This is a genomic window from Xanthomonas sp. NCPPB 3570 (genome assembly GCF_056725115.1).
The window spans coordinates 4593787-4608768 of the sequence record NZ_CM161513.1; the positions used below are offsets into that span (position 1 = coordinate 4593787).

The window sequence follows — 14982 nt, forward strand, 5'->3', positions numbered from 1 at the left end:
GCCCGGGCCGGGCCGGCGCTCAGCCCAGTGCGGCGTCCTGGTTCGCCGGCGCGGGCACCCGCGGTGCCGCTGCGGGCTCCGGCACCACGGTCGCCTCGATCCGCGGCAACGGCGCGGCGGCGACCAGGCAGGTGCCCAGGCCGCGCTCGGAGGCGATGCGCAGGCTGCCGCCCACCGCCTCCAGCCGCTCGCGCATGCTGCTCAGCCCGGTGCCCGGCTGCAGCGCGCCGCCGCGCCCGTCGTCGCGCAGTTCCAGCAGGGCCTGGCCGCGCTCGCACCACAGCCGCAACTGCGCGTGGCTGGCACGCGCATGGCGCTGGATGTTGGTGGCGGCCTCGCGCAGCACCAGCGCGAACACCGTCTCCAGCTGCGGGCATGGCGGCAAGGCCTCGACCTGATAGCGGAAGCTCACCCCCGACGATTCCAGCAGCAGCTTGGCGGCGGCGATCTCCGCCGCCAGCTGCGCGGCGCGGATGCCGCTGACCGCGCGCCGCACCTGGCTCAGCGCCTCGCGTGCGACCTGGCCCACTTCCTCCATCTCGCGCTGCGCCGCGGCGGCGTCGTGGGCGAGCAGGCGGGTGGCCAGGTCCGACTTCAGGGCCACCAGCGACAGGGTGTGGCCGAGCAGGTCGTGCAGGTCGCGGCCGATGCGCTCGCGCTCGGCCACCGCCGCCAGGCGCCGTACTTCCTCGTGGCTCAGGCGCAAGCGCGCCTCGCCGCGCGCGCGGCGCTCGAAACTGATGTTCATCAGCCCCACCGACAGGCCGACCACCACCGCGCTGACCATGTACAGCGGCGACCAACCGCGCATCGTCCAGGCCAATGCGAACGAAGCCAGCACCAGCAGCATCGCCACCACCGCCCGCTTCGGCTCGAAGCAGAACGCCAGGAAGGCGCAGGCATAGATGATGTAGCACTGTGCGCCGGGGTTGTACGGCAGCACGACGAACGCCAGCGCCGCCATGCCGGCCACGCACCAGGGCAGGTAGCGCCGGTGGCGGTAATAGGCCACGTAGTACAAGGCCAGGAACATCAGATAGCTGGCCAGCGTCGGCGGGAACCAGTTGCGGAAGTAGTACGGCTCGTACAGCGGAGTGACGAACAGCCAGATCGACCACACCAGCGACAGCCACACGAACCAGTGGGTGCTGGGCTTGGCCGAGCTCCAGCCGATGCGTCGGGCGATCAGCGAGTCGGGCGAGGCGTGCAGCAAGGCGATCACGTCGGGCTCCCAGGGCGGCACGGCCGCCGCGGCGCATAGCTTAGCGAAGGCGCCGGCGCGCGGAACCGCGCGGCGACGCCGGGATCGGCGCGGCGTGCCATCAGCCGCGGCGCAGGCGCCGCTGCGCCAGTGCGTAGAACACCACCGTCACCGCCAGCAGCGCGGCGACATGGCCGACACTGCCGCGGCCATCGGCCTGGCCGACCACGCGCAGCGCCAACTGGCCCAGGTGATAGGACGGCCACAGCGGCGCCAGCGTGGTCAGCCATGCCGGCAGCAGTTGCAGCGGGATCCACAGCCCGGACAAGAACGCCATCGGCAGGTAGATCAGGTTGACCAGCGCCGGCGCACCGCTGCCGCCGGCATAGGCGCCCAGCGCCAGCCCGATCGCGCAGAACGGCAGCGTGCCCAGCACGTCGACCAGCAGCAGCCAGAGCCGCTGGCCCGGCGTCAGCATCACCCCGCCGAGCACGGCGGCCAGCGCCTGCAGCAGCACCCCGATCGCCAGCGCGAACGCCATCGCCAGCGCGGTCCGTGCCAGCAGCAGCGCCATCGGCGGCACCGGCATCGCCCGCTTCAGCGCCAGCAGGCCGCGCTCGCGGTCCAGGGCCAGGCCCACGCCGAACCCGAACAGCGCCGGCGCCATCACCCCGAACACGCTGTAGCTGGCCATCAGGTACACCGCCGCGTCGTGGCGCCCGTGATTGAGCAGCACGCCGAACAGCAGGTAGAACAGCGGCGGGAACAGCAGCGTCGGCAAGGCGAACGACGGCGTGCGCAGCCAGCGCAGCACCTCGTAGCGGATCTCGCGCAACAACAGCGCGCCCTGGTCGCGCAACGACCAGGCGGCCGCCGGCGGGACAACGGAAAGATCGATCGGGTTCATGCGGCCTCCGCACGGGTGATGGCGAGAAAGGCGTCGGCCAAGCCGGCGCGGCGGACTTCCAGCGCCGTCAGCGCCGGATCGCTGGCGAGCAGCCGCGCCACCACCGGCTCGGCCGGCTCGGCGACCACCTCCAGCACACCGTCGCGGCTCTCGGCGTGGCGCACCTGCGGCCACAGCGCCACCTGCGCCGCCGGCAGCGTGCTGCGGCAGCGGATGGTGCATTGTTCGAAGCGCGCACGCAGTTCGGCGACGCTGCCCTCGGCGATCAGCGTGCCGCGCTGCAGCACCGCCACCCGGTCGGCCAGCGCCTCGGCCTCTTCCAGATAGTGCGTGGTCAGCAGCACCGCGCAGCCGTCGGCGACCAGTTCGCGGATCGCCCGCCACAGGCCCTGCCGCGCCTCGATGTCCAGGCCGGTGCTGGGCTCGTCCAGGAACAGCACCTGCGGCCGCCCGCAGATCGCCATCGCGAACTGCACGCGCCGCTGCTGACCGCCGGACAATTGACCGTAGCGTCGTGCCATCAACCCGTCCAGCCCGGCCAGCGCCACGCAGTCGGCGACGCTGCGCGGCTGCGGGTAGTAGCCGCGCGCCTGCAGCAGCAGTTCGCCCACACGCAGCGTCTCCGGCAGCCCGGCGGTCTGCAGCATCGCCCCGGCCTGGCGGCGCGCGGTCAGCGCCCGCGGATCCTGCCCGCACAGGCGCACGCTGCCGACGTCGGGCGTCTGCAGCCCGAGCAGCAGGCTCACCGCGGTGCTCTTGCCGGCACCGTTGGCGCCCAGCAGCGCCAGCAACTGGCCGCGGTGCAACTGCAGGTCGACGCCGTCGAGCGCAACCAGCGCCCCATAGCGCTTGTGGACACCGCTGAGCTGCGCCAGCGGCAACGCATCATGGTCAGGCATGGACAATTCCAGTGGTGGCAGGGAGTGCCTAGGCTGCGCCGTGGCGGCGACGCGTCCCAGTGCGGCGCGTCAACTGCATCGGATGACATCTGTCACTGGCAGCCCCGGCACGATTGCCGCATGCTGCGATCCACGCCGAGGGGCGGCGTTTCTTCCCGTTGCAGCGCACCGCAGAAAGTGACTTCCGGCCATGCCCACGGCGGCCGGTGGCTCGCACACTGCAGCGCGCCGACCGTTTCGTTCAAGGACACGATGAGTACTTCCTCCGACCTGCTCAAGGAACTCCGTATCGACCGCAAGGCGCCGCCGAGCGAGCCGCCGTCGCGACGCGGACTGTGGATCGCATTGGTGCTGCTGGTGGTGCTGCTCGCCCTAGGCGCCGGCGGCTGGTGGCTGTTCGGCCGCAGCAAGCCGCTGGAGGTGCGTACCGCGGCGGTAGTGGCGATCGCCCCCGGCAGCAGCAGCGCCTCGGTGCTGGACGCCAGCGGCTACGTGGTGGCGCGGCGCATGGCCACGGTGTCGGCCAAGATCACCGGCAAGGTCCGCGAGGTGCGCATCGAGGAAGGCATGCGCGTGGAGGCAGGCCAGGTGATGGCGACGCTGGACCCGATCGACGCCAATGCGCAGCGGGTGCTGTCGGCCTCGCAACTGGACGCGGCACGCAGCCTGGTCGCCAACATGCAGGCGCAGGTGCGCCAGGCCGATGCCGACGCGCAGCGGCTGCAGACCCTGGCCGGCCAGCAACTGGTCTCGCGGTCGCAGTACGAGCAGGCGGTGGCGCAACGCGACGCCCTGCGCGCGCAGTTGCAGAACGCGCAGCGCAACGTGGCGGTGGCCGGCAACCAGTTGTCGATCTCCGATCTCAACGTCGACAACACCATCGTGCGTGCGCCGTTCTCCGGCGTGGTCACCGCCAAGGCGGCGCAGCCGGGCGAGATCGTCTCGCCGCTGTCGGCCGGCGGCGGCTTCACCCGCACCGGCATCGGCACCATCGTCGACATGGATTCACTGGAGATCGAGGTCGAGGTGGGCGAGTCCTACATCGGCCGGGTCAAGCCGGGCATGCCGGTGGAGGCCACGCTCAACGCGTATCCGGACTGGAAGATCCCGGCCGAGGTGATCGCGATCATTCCCTCCGCCGACCGCGGCAAGGCGACGGTGAAGGTGCGCGTGGCGCTGAAGCAGAAGGACGCGCGGATCGTGCCGGAGATGGGCGTGCGGGTCAGCTTCCTGGAGGCACCGCAGCCGCAGGCGCAGCACACGCCGCAGGGCGTGCGGGTGCCGGGCGCGGCGATCGTCAAGCGCGCCGGCCAGGACGTGGCGTTCGCGGTGAAGGACGACAACACGGTCGAGCAGCGCGCGCTGAAGACCGGCATCGCCCTGGGCGACGACCGCCAGGTGCTGTCCGGCCTGGCCGCGGGCGACACGGTGGTACTGGATCCGCCGGAGGCCTTGCATGCGGGCATGCAGGTGAAGACCGCGGAGGCCGCTGCGCAGTAGCACGCGATCGTGTGCTGCGCACTGCGTCAGCACCCGAGGTTGCACCTGAAGTTGTCACTTTCCAACGGCGCCCCACCGCAGCCACACCGCTCTAGCTCAAGTTTATGCAGTTGCTGTTGCATTCCTTCCCCGAGTGACGCTCCTGCTGTTGCTTTGTAGCTGTTGCTTTTGATTTTTGCTCTACCGGGTTCCCTTCCGCAGCGGCGGATGGACCGGGGAAACACCCGAAGGGCGGCGCACATGGATGTGCGCCGTTCGCGGCAGGGGCAGGATGCCCCTTCCGCGAATCCCCGGTGCATCCGCGGACCCGGAGCGCGCAGCGCGGAGGGCGCAAGGCAGGGCGCGCTTTCTTTTGGTTACCTTTTCTTTGCGCGAGCAAAGAAAAGTAACTCGCCCGTTAGGGCGAAAGCCTTTGCTGTTGCTTCAATCTTGAGCGTCAAACGAGAAGATCTGTAGGAGCGGCATTAGCCGCGACAAACGTAATTGGTCATGGCTGTCGCGGCTGAAGCCGCTCCTACAATCCAGCGGTCGTCACCGTAGCAGCAAGTGCAAGAGCAAAGCTTTCGCCTTGCGGCGAGTTACTTTTCTTTGCTTGTGCAAAGAAAAGTAACCAAAAGAAAGCACACCCTGCCTACGCGCCCTCCGCGCTAACGCGCTCCGGGTCCGCGTCCAGCCCGGGGATCCGCGGAAGGGGCATCCTGCCCCTGCCGCGGACGGCGTACATCCATGTACGCCGCCCCTTCGGGGTTTTTCCCCGCGCTGGCCGCCGCTTCGGAAGGGAACCCGGCAAGGCAAAAGCAAGAACAACGGCAACAGCGAAAACAACAGCAACAGCAACAACTGCAAAACCATCCCGCCGCTATCGGCGACCGCATCGCCTCCACCTCGTCCACCGCCAGGAACACCACCATGTCCACCCTCGTCACCCTGCGCAACGTCACCAAGACCTACCAGCGCGGCCCCGAGAAAGTCCAGGTCCTGCACGGCATCGACCTGGATATCGCCCGCGGCGACTTCGTCGCCCTGATGGGCCCGTCCGGCTCCGGCAAGACCACCCTGCTCAACCTGATCGGCGGGCTGGATTCGCCCAGCGGCGGCGAGATCGAGATCGAAGGGCAGCGCATCGACCGCATGAGCGGCGGCCAGCTCGCCACCTGGCGCAGCCACCACGTTGGCTTCGTGTTCCAGTTCTACAACCTGATGCCGATGCTCACCGCGCAGAAGAACGTCGAACTGCCGCTGCTGCTGACCTCGCTCGGCGCCGCCCAGCGCAAGCGCAATGCCGAGATCGCGTTGACCCTGGTCGGCCTGGCCGAACGCCGCAACCACAAGCCCAGCGAACTGTCCGGCGGCCAGCAGCAGCGCGTGGCCATCGCCCGCGCCATCGTCTCCGATCCCACCTTCCTGATCTGCGACGAACCCACCGGCGACCTCGACCGGCGCTCGGCCGAGGACGTGCTGGGCCTGCTGCAGGAACTCAACCGCAGCCACGGCAAGACCATCGTCATGGTCACCCACGACCCCAAGGCCGCCGAGTACGCCACCCACACCGTGCACCTGGACAAGGGCGAGCTGGCCGACGCGCCGGCCGCGCACTGAGCGAGGCGATGCCATGAAGTATTTCTCGTTGATCTGGGCGCAACTGTTCCGCAGCAAGACGCGGACGTTGTTGACCCTGTTCTCGGTGATCGTCGCCTTCCTGCTGTTCGGCCTGCTCGACTCGGTGCGTGTGGCGTTCACCGCCGGCGGCTCGGTGGAAGGGGTCAACCGCCTGGTGGTGGCCTCGCGGCTGTCGATCACCCAGTCGCTGCCGGTGCGCCTGGAGTCGCAGATCCGCAGCGTGCCGGGCGTGCGCGACGTGACCTATGCGATGTGGTTCGGCGGCATCTATAAGGATCCCAAGGACTTCTTCCCCAACTTCTCGGTCGCGCCGAACTTCTTCGACGTGTACAGCGAATACGTGGTGCCGCCGGAGCAACTCAAGGCCTTCCGCGACACCCGTACCGGCGCGGCGGTGGGCGAGGCGCTGGCGAAGAAGAACGGCTGGAAGGTCGGCGACGTGATCCCGCTGCAGGCCACCATCTTCCCGCGCGGCGGCAGCAACGACTGGCCGCTGGAGCTGAAGGCGATCTTCAAGGCCAAGGACCGCGCCAACGTGCAGGCCGAGAACCAGTTGATGATGAACTGGAAGTACTTCGACGAGAGCAACGACTACATCAAGGGCAAGGTCAGTTGGTACACGGTGCGGCTGGACAACCCCGAGCACGCCTCGCGCGTGGCGCAGGCGATCGATGCGCTGTCGGCCAACTCCGACCACGAGACCAAGTCGCAGACCGAGTCGGCGTTCCAGCAGGCCTTCGTCAAGCAGTTCGCCGACATCGGCCTGATCGTCACCTCGATCATGGGCGCGGTGTTCTTCACCCTGGTGCTGCTGACCGGCAACACCATGGCGCAGGCGGTGCGCGAGCGCATCCCGGAACTGGCCACGCTCAAGACCCTGGGCTTCCAGGACCGCACGGTGCTGACGCTGGTGATCGTGGAGTCGGTATTGCTGATCGTGCTCGGCGGCCTGCTCGGCATGGCGCTGGCGGCGGCGGCGATCCCGGTGCTGGCCAGTGCCAGCCGCGGCGCCCTGCCGGTGCACGCGGTGCCGCTGCAGACCTGGCTGATCGGCGCGGCGCTGATGCTGGTCATCGGCGTGGTGGTCGGCCTGCTGCCGGCGCTGCGCGCGCAGCGGCTGAAGATCGTCGACGCCCTGGCCGGACGCTGAGCCCGCCCTCTCTCTCCAGCACAGCGATGCCACGGACGGCGACGCAGACCCGAGGAACAACGCAATGAAGATGCAATGGTTATGGAATGTCCTGGCGATCGCGGCGCTGGCGCTGTGCCTGGGAATCTGGATCGCCCTGCCCTGGTTCATGGTCCTGGCGCTGGTGGCGGTGCTCGCCGTGCTGCTGCTGGTCACCCGCAGCGGCCGGCTGTCGCTCGCCGCCGCGCGCATCGGCATCGCCAGCCTGCCGCAACGCTGGGGCGCCAGTTCGGTGATCGTGGTCGGCATCGCCGGTGTGGTCGGCGTGCTGGTGGCGATGCTGGCGATGGGCCAGGGCTTCCAGGCGACCCTGGACAGCACCGGCGACGACACCACCGCCATCGTGCTGCGCGGCGGCTCGCAGGCCGAGACCAACTCGGTCATCACCCGCGACCAGGTGCCGCTGATCGCCAGCCTGGCCGGTGTGGCACGCGGCGCCGACAACCGCCCGCTGGTCTCGCCGGAACTGTCGCAGGTGGTGAACCTGCAGTCCAAGTCCGACGGCAGTGACGTCAACGCGCAGTTCCGCGGCGTCGGCGAGCAGGGCTGGGCGGTGCACGACAAGGTCAAGCTCCTGCAGGGCCGTCGCTTCAAGCCGGGCTTGCGCGAGATCGTGGTCGGCAAGGGCGCGCAGTCGCAGTTCCGCGGCCTGCAGCTCGGCCAGACCCTGACCCTGGGCAACCAGGCCTGGACCGTGGTCGGCGTGTTCGCCAGCGGCGATGCGCACGACTCGGAACTGTGGACCGACACCCAGACCCTGGCCACCACCTACAACCGCAGCGCCTACCAGTCGATCAGCGTGCGGACGCAGGGCCAGGACGGCTTCCGCCAGTTCAAGGCGGCGATGGACGCCGACCCGCGGCTGAAGCTGGACGTGTTCACCACCCGCGAGTACTACCGCAAGCAAGGCGGCAACCTCAGCAAGGTGCTGGAGGTCCTGGGCACCTTCATCGGCACCATCATGGCGATCGGTGCGGTGTTCGGCGCGCTCAACACTATGTACGCGGCGGTCGCCACCCGCGCCCGCGAGATCGCCACCATGCGTGCGCTGGGCTTCCGCGGGCTGCCGGTGGTGGTGGCGGTGATGCTGGAGACCATGCTGCTGGCGCTGCTCGGCGGGGTGCTGGGCGGGCTGATCGCCTGGGCGATCTTCAACGGCTACAGCGTCTCCACGCTGGGCAGCAACTTCAGCCAGGTGGTGTTCCAGTTCAAGGTGTCCCCGCCGCTGCTGTGGACCGGGCTGAAGTGGGCGCTGGGCATCGGCCTGGTCGGCGGCCTGTTCCCGGCGCTGCGCGCCGCGCGCCTGCCGATCACCACCGCCCTGCGCGCGCTATAGCGCCAGGGCTGAACGCGCCGGGCCGGGACCCCTGTCCCGGCCCGGCCCAATGGCCGCTGACGCGTCATCGTTTCGTCATCGAAACGCGGTAGAACGGCGGCCGCCGAGGCGCTAGCCTGCGCGGCCATTTGGTTCCACGCCGCCACGTCCATGTCCTCGCGCCTGCGCCTGCTGCTCGTCCTCTGCGCCAGCCTGTGGCTGAGCGCCTGCTCCTCCACCTCGCTGAGCGACCGCCTGGTCGCGCCGGGCGGCGTGTCGCCGCTGATGGACGAGGAGCGCATCCAGAGCCTGCTGGCGACCCTGCCCAATCGCAGCGGCCACGTGGTGGTGCCCGGCGGCATCCCGATCTTCTGGCGTGCCATCGACCCGGGCGACTACCACATGCGCTACCGCTACGAGCACGCCGGCCGCGACGCCAGCGGCCACGAGCACGCCGACTTTGCCATGGACGTGGGCACCCCGGCGCCGGCCACGCACATGGCCCCGCGCGGCACCGTGTTGCTGCTGCACGGCTGGATGATGGACGGCGACTCGCTGCTGCCGTGGTCGCTGGACCTGGCCCAGGCCGGCTACCGCAGCATCAGCATCGACCTGCGCAACCACGGCCGCTCCGGCGGCGGCCCGGCCGGCTACGGCACCCGCGAGTCCGACGACGTGGTTGCGGTGATCCGCGCCCTGCGCGCCAGCGGCGAGGTGCAGGGCCCGGTGTACCTGTTCGGCGTGTCCTACGGCGCGGCCACCGCGCTGTTCGCCGCGCAGAAGCTCGGCGACCAGGTCGACGGCGTGGTCGCGATGGAATCGTTCGCCAACGCCGGCCGCGGCATCCGCGACATGATCCCGCACATGCTCGCCAGCCGCCCGCGCGGCTGGATGGCCAGCGCGGCGATGGACCTGGCGCGCTGGCGCTACGGCGGGCAGAACCTGGATGCGGTGATCGCCAACGCCAACCAGCGCCTGGCGCTGAACCTGGACCAGGTCGACGTCACCGCCGCCGCGCGCGCCGCACCGGCCTGCGTGCTGTTGCTGCATGGCAGCGCCGACCAGCACATCCCGGTGGCGCACGGCCGCCTGCTGGCGCTGGATGCGCCACGCGCGCACTACCTGGAGATGCCCGGCGAGAATCACCTGAGCCTGCCGATGCGGCTGGACCTGCTGGCGCCGACCGTGGAGGACTGGTTCGCCGACCTGCAGTCGCCGAGCCACGGCGGCCGCTGCCCGCAGCCGCTGCCACCGCGTGCGGACCCCGAGCTGCAGTTGACGGGTGGGCCGGCTGCGAGTGGTAGCCGCGGCTGAGCCGGGATGACCAGCCATTCGGCTGTGGAAAGCGGGGAGTCGGGATTGGGAATTCGTAACGGCGGGTGCGCTGCGGCGTTTACCAATCCCGAATCCCTAATCCCCAATCCCCGCTCGCCGCCACACGCCCGACCGCCACAGACTCTCACCGGCGAACAACAGCAACCCGATCCAGATAGCAGCAAAGCCGATCGCCTTGCCCGCGTCGAACGGCTCGCGGAAGAACCACACGCCCAGCAGCAGTTGCAGGCTCGGCGCGATGTATTGCAGCAGCCCGACCAGCGACAGCGGGATGCGCCGCACGCCGTAGGCGAAGCCGATCAGCGGCACCGCGGTCACCACGCCACCGAATGCCAGCAGCAGGTCGTCGCGCCAGCCCCAGCCGCCGACGAAGCCGCCGCCGTGGCCGGCCTCGCCCCACAGCACGAAGCCCAGCGCCGGCAGGAACAGGTACAGGCTTTCCACGCCCAGCCCGGCCACCGCATCCACCTGCACCAGCTTGCGCAACAGGCCGTACAGCCCGAACGAGCCGGCCAGGCCCAGCGCGATCCACGGCAGCGTTCCCGCGTCGACCGTCAGCCAGGCCACGCCGAGCGCGGCGCAGGCCACTGCCAGCCATTGCAGCGGACGCAGCCGCTCGCGCAGCACCAGCACGCCGAGCAGCACGTTGACCAGCGGATTGATGAAATAGCCCAGGCTGGTCTCGATCACGTGACCGGCATTGACCGCCCAGATGTACAGGCCCCAGTTGAAGGCGATCGCCACGCTGCTCAGCGCCAGCGTGGCCAGCGCGCGCGGCTGCGCGGCGATGCGCCGCCACCACTGCAGGCGCGCGCTGTACACCAGCCAGGCCACCACCAGCAGCGTGCTCCAGACGATGCGGTGGGCGATGATGTGCGGCGACGGCACCGCCTGCAGCAGGTGCCAGTACACCGGCACCACGCCCCACAGCGCGAAGGTCGCCGCGGTGATCCACAGGCCGCGCCGGGCCTCCTGCTCGGCGGCCGCGATCATCGCCGGGTTCTCGCCACGGTGATCACCACCACGCCGGCCAGGATCACCGCCATCGCGCCGAAATCGCTGGCGCTGAAGCGTTCGCTGCCGAGCCAACTGCCCAGCGCCACCGCGATCACCGGATTGACGTAGGCATAGCTGCCGGCCAGCGCCGGGCGCACGTTCTGCAGCAGCCACACGTAGGCAGTGAAGGCGACGATCGAGCCGAACACGCACAGGTAGGCCACCGCCAGCATGCCCTGCGCGCTCGGCAGGGTGTGCAGGCGCTCGCCGCTGAGCAGGCCGATCGCCACCAGCATCACCCCGCCGCACAGCATCTGCCCGGCGGCGGCCATGAACGGCATCGGCAGGTCGCGCCCGCGCGACCACACCGAGCCGAACGCCCAGCCGACCGGCGCGATCAACAGCAGCACCAGCCCCAGCGGGCTGGCATTGAGGCTGCTGCCGGCGTTGAGCCACACCACCCCGGCGAAGCCGACCACGATGCCCAGCCATTCGCCACGGCTGGCATGGTGGCCGCGCAGCGTGCCGAACAGCGCCATCCACAGCGGCACCGAGGCCACCGCCACCGCCGCCAGCCCCGAGGACACCTGACGCTCGGCCAGCACCACCAGGCCATTGCCGCAAACCAGCATCAGCGCACCGAGCATGGCCAGCGGCCGCCACTGCGCGCGCGTGGGCGCGGCCACGCCGCGCCAGCGCAGCACCGCGTACAGCACGCTGCCGGCGATCACGAAGCGGGTGCCGGAGACCACGCTCAGCGGCGGCGCGCCGCCTTCCAGGGCGAAGCGGATCGCCAGATAGGTCGAGCCCCAGACGACGTAGACCAGGAACAGGGCGAGAACGACGAAGCCGCCGCGCGCAGGCGCGGCAGCGACAGGAGCAGACGACATCGGACGGCGCCAGAGACAGCGGGGGCGCTATTCTAGAGCACCTGCTCCGCGCGCAAGCCGCTTCACCCGCGCGTGTCGCGCCGCCGCGGCGTGCGGACCACTCGTCGAGAAAGGAGTCGTGGATGGCATCACACCGCACCTGGCTCGCGCTGCCCTTGCTGGCGGCGCTCAGCAGCAACAGCGCGGCACGCCCGCCTGCCGGACCCTGGGAATTGAACGGACATCAGTTGCTGGAAGCCCCGCTGGACGGCTCACTGGCCGCCGACCTGGGTCCGCAGCAACCGCAGGAACTGCGGGTCATGGTGTCCTCGCGCACGGCGGCCGCGTACATGCTCGGCATCGCGGCCGGCAGCGAGGGCGCGCGATGGTGCCGACCGGCCGGCCAGTCCGGCCCACCGGATGTCCAGGCACTGGTCGCCGATCTCAGCACGCTGCCCGACGCGCGCCTGGACGAGCGCGCCAGCGATCTGGTCGTGCAGTCCTTGGCCAAACGGTATCCCTGCAAATCCACGCCGCGCCGCGCCTCACGCTGAGGGCGCCCGGCTACCGCAGGTCGCGTCGGCGAGGCGAGGTCGTGATTCATCGCGGCTGGCGCGGTGTCCGCGCCGGGCGCCGAACGCGCATCCACTGTGGCATCGGCGCCACCAGGAGCGGCGCTTGCGCTCCACCAGCACTACCAAGCCCGTGTTGCAGGCCAGCATGGGCACGCCGAGGCGCGTCGGCGGCCGCTCCTGTACGCAGCCATGCCGCGCCGCGCTGCAGCCGAGGAAACGGGATCGGCCTCGCGTAGCGAATGTGCTGCGTAAAGCAGTTCTGGTCCTGATGTCTTCACCGATGAAAGGACGCCGATGACAGCACGGTCGGCACCTGCTGCCGCGCTCCGCCGCGCCGCGAAATACCTAATAGACGGTTCAGCCGCGCGGGCGTATCTGTACGCGTACACACCCGCTCGCCGAGCATCGCCATGGCCATCGCTACCGCACTGTCGCCGCTCGGCACCGTCAATCCGTACGGCACCTCGCCCTATGGCTTCTCTGCAACGGGCACCTCGGGCGATTCGGCCCAGGCCGGCAACCCCATCGTGTCCAGCAACGATCCGGCCGCGGTGCAACAGGCCGTGGAGTTGTCCGGCGACGCCTCAGTGATCTTCAGCCTCGGCGGACTTGCCGCGAGCACCGCGGCGGACACGGGCCTGACCTACAACGCCGCCGGGCTGTTCAACAGCATCGTCAGCGCCGGCCCCACCGATGCGGCCTCGACCAGCGGCACCTCCGGTTCCAGCACCGATCCTTCGACGTCGACGACCGGCACCGGCACGTCGACCTCGACGGCCACCTCGCCGTATCCCACGCTCGACCAGGCCACGCAGACCTACGACCAGGGCCTGCTCGGCACCATCACCGCGCCGCCGTCGACCCCCGGCCTGTACAACGCCTCTGGCGTCTTCAGCAGTCAGGGCCTGACGCCGCAGCTGTCGTCGCTGCTGCAGTCCAACCCCGACCTCAGCGGCACGGTGACCGGCGATCTGCTCAATCAAGGCATCGTCGGCGGGCTGATCGATACCACCGCCTGAGCAGTGGCCGCCTCGCAGTAACTACCTACGTCTGACCGGTGAACGGCGCTTCCCGTCACGGCCTCGCGGGACACCGGTCGTCCCCACGTAGGAGCGGCTTCAGCCGCGACAGGCCTTACCGGTAATGCCCGTCGCGGCTGAAGCCGCTCCTACGGGAATGACCTTTCAGCGCGCTCGGCGATGCCTTTGCGCCGCGACACCATCGCAACCGTGCGTACCGGCCATCGCCAACAGGCGCCAATCCTGCGCAACCGACTTGGGGTGGCGGCACGTCGTGCCGCAGCTCCGGCATCGTCTTCCTGCCAACCGCTCAGCCCGGCAGCGCCGGACCGCAACCCTCCGAAGAATCGCACGCCGCCGGCAACGCATGCCGCTCCAGCGCATCGGCGTCGCTTCCGGCGTCGCCGGCCAGCGCATCGTTGGCCGCTTGTGCCGCACCTCCCATGAACAGGGAAGCGGACAGCAGCAACATGCGCATCGGGTTCACGGTCACGACCTGGCAACAAGCGGGCCGCACAGTGTAGAGAATGGCGTCGCGCCGAGACAGCGCTGCGTGGCGTTCGCGTGCGCGACGCGAGGCGGCGTTCAGCGCGCGGGACGCTCCAGCCAGCAGGCCAGCCCCTGCGCATTGAGCTCGATGTCCATGTGCAGCACGCGCTCCACGCTGGCATCGTCCAACGGGCAGCCATGCAGCCGCGCCCGCTCCAGATACAGCGCGGTCAGTGCGGCGACCAGGCAACGATGCCGGTCGGAGCGGCCATCGCAGCCACGCGCGATCGCCACCATCGCCTCCAACTGTTCCAGCAGTTCCGCCGCCAGCGCCTCGGCCCCCTCCACCGGACCGTAATGGGTGATATACAGCGTCTGTGGCGCGTAGCCGAGCATGCGCTGGATCGAGGCCTGCATGGCCTCCGGTTCGAATTGCACCGGCGACGAGGTCGGGATCGCGAACGCCCCGCGCGCGCTATCCAGTTCGCGGTAGGACAGGCCGAAGGTATCGCCACTGAACCAGCTGCGGCTGCGTGCGTCCCACACGCACAGGTGATGGCGGGCGTGCCCCGGCGTGTCGATGCACAGCAACTCGCGCCCGGCCAGCGACAGGCGATGGCCGTCCTCGGCCACGACCACGCGCTCCGCCGGCACCGGCACGATGGTGCCGTAGCTGCGCGCCATCTCCGCCTCGCCATACACCGCAGTGGCGCCGGCGATCAGCCGCGTCGGATCGATCATGTGCGGCGCGCCGCGCGGATGCACCAGCAGGCGCGCGTTCGGCAAGTGCTGCAGCAGCGCACCGGCACCACCGGCGTGGTCCAGGTGCACGTGGGTGAGGATCAGCCAGTCCACGTCGCCCGGCGCCAGGCCCGCGTGCGCCAGCGCGTCCAGCAGCACCGGCACGGCATGGCTGGTGCCGCAGTCGACGAAGGCGCCGCGCCCGTTCTCCACGATCAGGTAGGCGGCATCGAACTGCGCGCGCTGGAAGCCGGTATCGACGAGATGGATGCTGGGATCGCGTGGCATGGCGCAAAGGCGTGGCGGGCGAGGCTCCATTCTAGGCGG

14 protein-coding genes are annotated in these 14982 nt (G+C 70.0%); 7 read left to right on the forward strand and 7 right to left on the reverse strand.

The window, feature by feature from the left end; all coding sequences use genetic code 11:
* Nucleotides 1–19: 19 nt before the first annotated feature.
* From AC1PLR_RS19835 to AC1PLR_RS19845, 3 genes are all read right to left on the reverse strand, one after another.
* Complete coding sequence (locus AC1PLR_RS19835; RefSeq protein WP_481102074.1) at nt 20–1222, reverse strand: sensor histidine kinase; 1203 nt, start codon at nt 1220–1222, stop codon at nt 20–22.
* 100 nt (nt 1223–1322) lie between these two features.
* Complete coding sequence (locus AC1PLR_RS19840; RefSeq protein ID WP_481102075.1) at nt 1323–2108, reverse strand: ABC transporter permease; 786 nt, start codon at nt 2106–2108, stop codon at nt 1323–1325.
* Nucleotides 2105–3007: an ABC transporter ATP-binding protein gene (locus AC1PLR_RS19845; protein ID WP_481102076.1), complete on the reverse strand. Its 903-nt coding sequence runs from the start codon at nt 3005–3007 to the stop codon at nt 2105–2107. Before AC1PLR_RS19845 ends, AC1PLR_RS19840 begins: the two co-directional genes overlap by 4 nt.
* 252 nt (nt 3008–3259) lie before the next feature.
* Here AC1PLR_RS19845 and AC1PLR_RS19850 point away from each other — a divergent pair, with 252 nt between their 5' ends.
* The 5 genes from AC1PLR_RS19850 (at nt 3260) to AC1PLR_RS19870 (ending at nt 9945) form a co-directional block, all read left to right on the forward strand.
* Nucleotides 3260–4507: an efflux RND transporter periplasmic adaptor subunit gene (locus AC1PLR_RS19850; protein WP_019800780.1), complete on the forward strand. Its 1248-nt coding sequence runs from the start codon at nt 3260–3262 to the stop codon at nt 4505–4507.
* Nucleotides 4508–5416: 909 nt separating this feature from the next.
* Nucleotides 5417–6106 (forward strand): ABC transporter ATP-binding protein, encoded by a 690-nt coding sequence (locus tag AC1PLR_RS19855; protein ID WP_010340093.1) that lies wholly within the window; start codon nt 5417–5419, stop codon nt 6104–6106.
* 13 nt (nt 6107–6119) lie between these two features.
* Nucleotides 6120–7277, forward strand: a complete 1158-nt coding sequence (locus tag AC1PLR_RS19860) for an ABC transporter permease (RefSeq protein WP_481102077.1) — start codon at nt 6120–6122, stop codon at nt 7275–7277.
* A 64-nt stretch (nt 7278–7341) separates the two neighbouring features.
* Nucleotides 7342–8652, forward strand: coding sequence for an ABC transporter permease (locus tag AC1PLR_RS19865; RefSeq protein WP_481102078.1), 1311 nt, complete (start codon nt 7342–7344; stop codon nt 8650–8652).
* A gap of 150 nt (nt 8653–8802) precedes the next feature.
* Nucleotides 8803–9945 (forward strand): alpha/beta fold hydrolase, encoded by a 1143-nt coding sequence (locus AC1PLR_RS19870; protein WP_481102079.1) that lies wholly within the window; start codon nt 8803–8805, stop codon nt 9943–9945.
* Between the two features lie 96 nt (nt 9946–10041).
* Here AC1PLR_RS19870 and rarD read toward each other — a convergent pair whose 3' ends face one another.
* Together rarD and yedA are read right to left on the reverse strand one after the other, a co-directional pair.
* Nucleotides 10042–10959, reverse strand: coding sequence for an EamA family transporter RarD (rarD, locus tag AC1PLR_RS19875; protein ID WP_481102080.1), 918 nt, complete (start codon nt 10957–10959; stop codon nt 10042–10044).
* Nucleotides 10956–11852 carry a drug/metabolite exporter YedA gene (gene yedA / locus AC1PLR_RS19880; protein ID WP_481070132.1) on the reverse strand — a complete coding sequence of 299 codons (897 nt, stop codon included), beginning with the start codon at nt 11850–11852 and terminating at the stop codon, nt 10956–10958. The genes rarD and yedA overlap by 4 nt, the downstream gene beginning before the upstream one ends.
* 122 nt (nt 11853–11974) lie before the next feature.
* On the opposite strand from yedA, the gene AC1PLR_RS19885 reads away from it, so the two are divergent.
* On the forward strand, nt 11975–12385 hold the full coding sequence (locus AC1PLR_RS19885; protein WP_481102081.1) for a Rap1a/Tai family immunity protein: 411 nt from the start codon (nt 11975–11977) through the stop codon (nt 12383–12385).
* Nucleotides 12386–12816: 431 nt separating this feature from the next.
* Nucleotides 12817–13425: a hypothetical protein gene (locus tag AC1PLR_RS19890; RefSeq protein ID WP_481102082.1), complete on the forward strand. Its 609-nt coding sequence runs from the start codon at nt 12817–12819 to the stop codon at nt 13423–13425.
* A gap of 310 nt (nt 13426–13735) precedes the next feature.
* On the opposite strand, the gene AC1PLR_RS19895 is transcribed toward AC1PLR_RS19890, so the two are convergent.
* Nucleotides 13736–13903 (reverse strand): peptidase, encoded by a 168-nt coding sequence (locus AC1PLR_RS19895; RefSeq protein ID WP_209229214.1) that lies wholly within the window; start codon nt 13901–13903, stop codon nt 13736–13738.
* Between the two features lie 107 nt (nt 13904–14010).
* Nucleotides 14011–14943, reverse strand: a complete 933-nt coding sequence (locus AC1PLR_RS19900; protein ID WP_481102083.1) for an MBL fold metallo-hydrolase — start codon at nt 14941–14943, stop codon at nt 14011–14013.
* Nucleotides 14944–14982 lie beyond the last annotated feature (39 nt).

What these genes read in the sequence shown, in the direction of transcription:
- AC1PLR_RS19840 (WP_481102075.1), bottom strand. Translation starts at nt 2,108, where the DNA reads ATGAACCCGATCGATCTTTCCGTTGTCCCGCCGGCGGCCGCCTGGTCG.
- AC1PLR_RS19845 (WP_481102076.1), bottom strand. Translation starts at nt 3,007, where the DNA reads ATGCCTGACCATGATGCGTTGCCGCTGGCGCAGCTCAGCGGTGTCCAC.
- AC1PLR_RS19850 (WP_019800780.1), top strand. Translation starts at nt 3,260, where the DNA reads ATGAGTACTTCCTCCGACCTGCTCAAGGAACTCCGTATCGACCGCAAG.
- AC1PLR_RS19855 (WP_010340093.1), top strand. Translation starts at nt 5,417, where the DNA reads ATGTCCACCCTCGTCACCCTGCGCAACGTCACCAAGACCTACCAGCGC.
- AC1PLR_RS19860 (WP_481102077.1), top strand. Translation starts at nt 6,120, where the DNA reads ATGAAGTATTTCTCGTTGATCTGGGCGCAACTGTTCCGCAGCAAGACG.
- AC1PLR_RS19865 (WP_481102078.1), top strand. Translation starts at nt 7,342, where the DNA reads ATGAAGATGCAATGGTTATGGAATGTCCTGGCGATCGCGGCGCTGGCG.
- AC1PLR_RS19870 (WP_481102079.1), top strand. Translation starts at nt 8,803, where the DNA reads ATGTCCTCGCGCCTGCGCCTGCTGCTCGTCCTCTGCGCCAGCCTGTGG.
- rarD (WP_481102080.1), bottom strand. Translation starts at nt 10,959, where the DNA reads ATGATCGCGGCCGCCGAGCAGGAGGCCCGGCGCGGCCTGTGGATCACC.
- yedA (WP_481070132.1), bottom strand. Translation starts at nt 11,852, where the DNA reads ATGTCGTCTGCTCCTGTCGCTGCCGCGCCTGCGCGCGGCGGCTTCGTC.
- AC1PLR_RS19885 (WP_481102081.1), top strand. Translation starts at nt 11,975, where the DNA reads ATGGCATCACACCGCACCTGGCTCGCGCTGCCCTTGCTGGCGGCGCTC.
- AC1PLR_RS19890 (WP_481102082.1), top strand. Translation starts at nt 12,817, where the DNA reads ATGGCCATCGCTACCGCACTGTCGCCGCTCGGCACCGTCAATCCGTAC.
- AC1PLR_RS19895 (WP_209229214.1), bottom strand. Translation starts at nt 13,903, where the DNA reads ATGCGCATGTTGCTGCTGTCCGCTTCCCTGTTCATGGGAGGTGCGGCA.
- AC1PLR_RS19900 (WP_481102083.1), bottom strand. Translation starts at nt 14,943, where the DNA reads ATGCCACGCGATCCCAGCATCCATCTCGTCGATACCGGCTTCCAGCGC.